This is a genomic window from Streptomyces sp. NPDC020681, from assembly GCF_044334895.1.
Lineage (GTDB): Bacteria > Actinomycetota > Actinomycetes > Streptomycetales > Streptomycetaceae > Streptomyces.
Genome location: NZ_JBIRTX010000061.1, coordinates 1 through 5,154, shown reverse-complemented (window position 1 = coordinate 5,154; position 5,154 = coordinate 1). Strand labels below are relative to the sequence as shown.

2 protein-coding genes are annotated in these 5,154 nt (G+C 71.8%); both read right to left on the bottom strand.

Features of this window, described 5'->3' with window-relative positions:
- The coding region (locus ACH4YL_RS40600) for a type I polyketide synthase (protein WP_398512566.1) at positions 1-1,922 on the bottom strand (1,922 nt) is incomplete at its 3' end.
- 40 nt (positions 1,923-1,962) lie between these two features.
- Positions 1,963-5,154 (bottom strand): SDR family NAD(P)-dependent oxidoreductase (locus ACH4YL_RS40595; protein WP_398512565.1); only part of this gene is annotated, 3,192 nt, incomplete at its 5' end.

Here is a 5,154-nt window from a genome sequence, read left to right as displayed (position 1 = left end):
GCGAAGAGTGCGGGTTGGGTGTAGCCGGTCCGGTCGAGCAGTGCCGCCGCCTCGGTGCCTGGCTCCGCGAACATCACCTCCCGCAGCGGCCGCTCCAACTCCTTGTCCAACTGGGCGCAGACACGGTCGAGCGCGGTGGCGAAGACCGGAAACGCGGCGTACAACTCCCGTCCCATCCCCGCTCGTTGAGCGCCCTGCCCGGCGAACAGAAAGGCGAGCTTCCCTCGCCTGGCGGCCGCGGCAGCGATCACCGTGTCGGGAGTGGGGGTGCCTTGGGCGAGGGCGTGGAGCTGGTCGTGGGGGTGGCTGTGGGGTGCGGAGAGGAGGACGGCGCGGTGGTCGAGGGTGGTGCGGGTGGTAGCGAGGGAGTGGGCGATGTCGAGGGCGGACTGATCGGGGTGGTGTGCGAGGTGGTCGAGCAGGCGTTGGGCCTGGCCGGTGAGTGCTTGAGGGGTTTTGGCGGACAGCAGCCACGGGAGGACGGGCAGCGCCTGCGGCTCTGTCGTTCCGGTGTCCGGCTCGGCGGCCTCGTCGGTGGGCGGCTGCTCCAGGATGACGTGCGCGTTGGTACCGCTCACACCGAATGCGGAGACGGCGGCGCGTCGGGGGGTGTCCTTGTGGGGCCACTCGCGGGCTTCGGCGAGGAGGGAGATGTCGCCGGCTTCCCAGTCGACGTACGGGGTGGGTTCGTTGAGGTGGAGGGTTTTGGGCAGGGTGCCGTGGTGCATGGCCTGCACCATTTTGATGACACCGCCGACGCCGGCCGCGGCGACCGTATGCCCGATGTTCGACTTCAGCGAACCGAGGTGGAGGGGTTGGTTTTTGGGTCGGTTGTGGCCGTAGGTGTTGATGAGGGCTTGGGCTTCGATGGGGTCGCCGAGGCGGGTGCCGGTGCCGTGGGCTTCGACGGCGTCGATGTCGTTGGGTGTGAGGCCGGCGTTGGTGAGTGCTTGGCGGATGACGCGTTCTTGGGAGGGTCCGTTGGGTGCGGTGAGGCCGTTGGATGCGCCGTCCTGGTTGACGGCGGTGCCGCGGATGACGGCGAGGATGTGGTGGCCGTTGCGCTGTGCGTCGGAGAGCCGTTCGACGAGGAGCAGGCCCACACCTTCCGACCAGGCCGTGCCGTCCGCCGCCGCCGAGAAGGACTTGATCCGGCCGTCGGGAGCAAGCCCGCGCTGTTGCGAGAAGTCCACGTATCCGCCGGGATCCCCGTTGACCGTGGCCCCGCCGGCGAGCGCAAGCGCCGACTCACCGGAACGCACCGACTGCACCGCGAGGTGGAGCGCCACCAGCGACGACGAGCACGCCGTGTCGATCGAGACCGCCGGCCCCTCCAGGCCAAGGGTGTACGCGATGCGTCCCGAGGCCACACTGCCCAGCTTGCCGGTCATCAGGTAGCCCTGGAGCTCGCGGGGTGCTTCGAGCCCCAGATAGCTCTCCTCCACCACACCGACGAACACGCCGGTGCTGCTGCCCTTGAGCGAGGCCGGGTCGATGGCCGCGTGCTCGAAGACCTCCCACGCGGTCTCCAGCAGGACCCGCTGCTGCGGGTCCATGGCCACCGCCTCACGAGGAGAGATCCCGAAGAACTCCGCGTCGAACCGGGTGGCACCTTCCAGGAAGCCGCCCTCCCTTGTGTACGACTTGCCCGGCGTACCCGGCTCCGGGTCGTACAACTCCCCGACATCCCAGCCGCGATCGACCGGCCACGGCGAGATCGCGTCCACACCGTCGGCGACCAGACGCCACAGATCCTCGGGCGAGGCCACCCCGCCCGGGTAACGGCACGCCATACCGACGATCGCTATGGGCTCGTCGGCGGCCGCTTCGAGTTCGGCGAGCTGACGGCGCGTCTTCTGCAGATCAGCGGTGACCCATTTGAGGTACTCGACGAGCTTCTCTTCCTTGCCTGTGTCAGACATGCGACACCCACATCTCCTCGGAACAAGTGCTTGGGACTGATCAGCTGGACGTACGGCCGAGCTCGTTGTCGATGAAGTCGAAGATCTCGTCCGCCGACGCGGACTCGATCTCGTCCGCCGCGCCGGACTGCGCCGGGACTCCCGGGCCGTTCACCCGGGACAGCAGAGACTGCAGCCGAGCGGCGACGGCATCACGCTCGTCGTCCTCCTGCGACAGCGAATCGATCGCCGCCTCAAGGCGTTCGAGCTCGGCCAGCGCCGAACCGCCGCCGCCCGTGCCGGACTCGGCCTCCTGCCCGATGGACGCGAGCACATGGGTGGTGAGCGCCGCGGGCGAGGGAAAGTCGAAGACCAGCGTGGCGGGCAGCTTGAGGCCGACGGCCCGACCCAGCCGGTTGCGCAGGTCGACCGCCGTCAGTGAGTCGAAACCCAGTTCCTGGAACGGACGGTCCTCGGCGATGGCGTCCGCGTCGGTGTGGCCGAGCACCGCCGCCAGCGTGGTGCGCACCACCTCGGACACGACGTCGTACCGCTGCTCGGCGGGAACTCCGGTGATCCGGTCCGCCAGCGGTACGACGGGCTCCGTCCCGGCCCCTGCACGGACGTCGGACCGTGCCGGCACCGTGACCAGACCGCTCAGCATCGCCGGCACGTCACCGCGAGCACGCAGCGCCGCGGCGTCCACCGGGAGCGCCGTCAGCACGGGCCGACCCAGGGCCAGCGCCGCGTCGAACAGCGCGGGACCCTGCTCGTCCGTGACCGCACGGAAGCCCTCGCGGGCGAAACGGGCGCGTTCCCCGTCGCCGAGCGCGGCGCCGAGCCCGGCGGTCCGCTCCCACAGGCCCCAGCCGATCGAGACCGCCGGCAGGCCCTGGGCGACGCGGTGCCGGGCGAGGCCGTCCAGGAAGGCGTTCGCGGAGGCGTAGTTGGCCTGGCCGGGGCCGCCCAGAACGCCCGTGCTCGACGAGAACAGGACGAAGGCTGACAGAGGCAGGTCGCGGGTGAGTTCGTGCAGATGCCACGCCGCGTCGGCCTTGGGCGTCAGCGTGGTGGCGAGCTGCTCCGGGTTCAGCGTGGCGACAGTCGCGTTGTTCACCACGCCCGCGGCGTGCACCACCGCGGTCAGCGGGTGCTCCGCCGGAATCCGCCCGAGCAGACGTGCCAGCTCGTCCCGGTCCCCGACGTCACCGGCGGCGACTGTCACCGTCGCCCCCAACGCGGCCAGTTCTTCGCGGAGTTCGGTCACCGCGGGAGTGTCGGCGCCGGTGCGGCCGACGAGCAGCAGATGGCGCACACCGTGCCGGGTGACCAGGTGCCGGGCGAAGAGCCCGCCGAGCGACCCCGTGCCCCCGGTGACGAGGACGGTGCCCTGCGGATCCCAGGCCCATGCGGCCGGCTCCGTCTGCTCCGCCACCTTCCGCAGCCTGGGCACATGGGCGCTCCGGCCCCGCACGGACGTCTCCGGCTCACCGGACACGACGGCCGACGCCAGCGCCGCATACGCCTCGGGAGTGCCGTCGATGTCGGCCAGGAAGATCCGGCCCGGTGCCTCGACCTGGGCCGACCGCACGAGCCCACGCAGCGCCGACGCCGCCGGAGCGGCCGGGTCGGTGCCGGCTCCGTGGCGCAGGGCGATCACGAGCGGTGTGTCCGTCAGCCGGTCGTCCGCCAGCCAGTGCTGGAGGACGGCCAGCACCTGGCGCGTCAGCGCGTGCGCCGCGCGGGCCGGGTCATCGGCGTCCGGCTCCCCGGGCTCGAACAGCACGCCTCCGAAGGCCGCGCCGGATGCCACGGCCGCGCCTGCCGCACCTGCGTCCCGCAGTTGCATCGCGCCGACCGGAGCGGTGCCGGTTCCGACGGAGCCCAGCACGCCCCACAGGAACGGCCCGTCGAGGCCGGCCGTGGTGAACGGCACCCAGTCGGTCTCGAGCATCGCCGCGTACGCCGAGTTGCGCGTGCCGCTGAACCGGGCTTCGGGCATCTCCACGAAGGAGACCGACGCGACGGTGGCGACCAGTCGGCCGTTCGCGTCGGTCAGCCGTACCGCGACCGTGTCCTCGCCCGTTTCGGTCAGGGAGGCGTGAGCTTCGGTTGCGCCCGTGGCGTGCAGCCGGACGCCGCGCCACCGGGCAGGGAAGGCCACGCTGCCCGGCTGCGTGGTGGCCGAACGGGCGCCGAGGGCGGCGTCCAGCAGGGCCGGGTGCAGGCCGAAGCGGCCGGCCTCGTCCCGCAGCCACTCGGGCATCCGGACCTCGAAGGACGCCCCGGCCGCGACCGTGTCCGGCCCGTCGCCGGTACCGAGGACGCCCTCTGCCAGCGACTGCCACGTTGCGTCTTGGTCGTCGGGGCGCGCGAAGACACGCACCGTACGACGGCCGTCCTGACCGGGTGCACCCACGGCCACCTGGAGCTGTACGGCACTTCCCGTCGGGATGACCAGGGGAGCCGGGACGGTGAGCTCGTGCAGTACGTCGCAGCCGAGGTCGGCACCCGCGCGCAGCACCGTCTCGACGAGCGCGGAAACGGGCAGGACAGGCTCGTCGACGACCACTTGATCGGCCAGCCAGGGGTGACGGTGTGGTGCCACACGGCCGGTGAACACCGTCCCCTCGCCGCCGGCCAGCGGCACGGCGACGCCGAGGTACGGGTGGGCCGTGGACCGAAGGCCCCACTCGGCAGCGTCGAACCCGGCGGCCGGGCCCGCGTCCAGCCAGTAGCGACGACGCTCGAACGCATAGGTGGGCAGGGCCACGCGACGCGCGCCGCTGCCGGAGAAGAACGCCTCCCAGTCCACCCGCAGACCGGCGTCGTGCAGGGCGCCGACCGCGGCGACGAGCGTCGCGGACTGCGGGGCACCGCGGCGCAGCAGTGGCCGCACCGCGGACGCGCTCTCCACGGCCTCCTGGACCAGGGCGCTGAGCACGCCGTCCGGGCCGATCTCGACAAAGGCAGAGACTCCCTCCTTCGCGAGCATCGTGGCGGCGTCGGCGAAGCGGACGGTGCCCCGGACCTGCTCGGCCCAGTACTCGGCCGTCCGCAGGTCGTCCTCGGTGGCCATGCGGCCGGTGAGCGTGGAGACGACCGGAATGCGCGGTGCGTGGTACGTGACCGTGGCGGCGACCGCGCGGAACTCGTCAAGCATGGCGTTCATGTGGGCGGAGTGGAAGGCGTGGGAGACGGAGAGTGGTTTGGTTTTGCGGCCCTGTTCCTGTAGTTGGGCTGCGACGGCTTC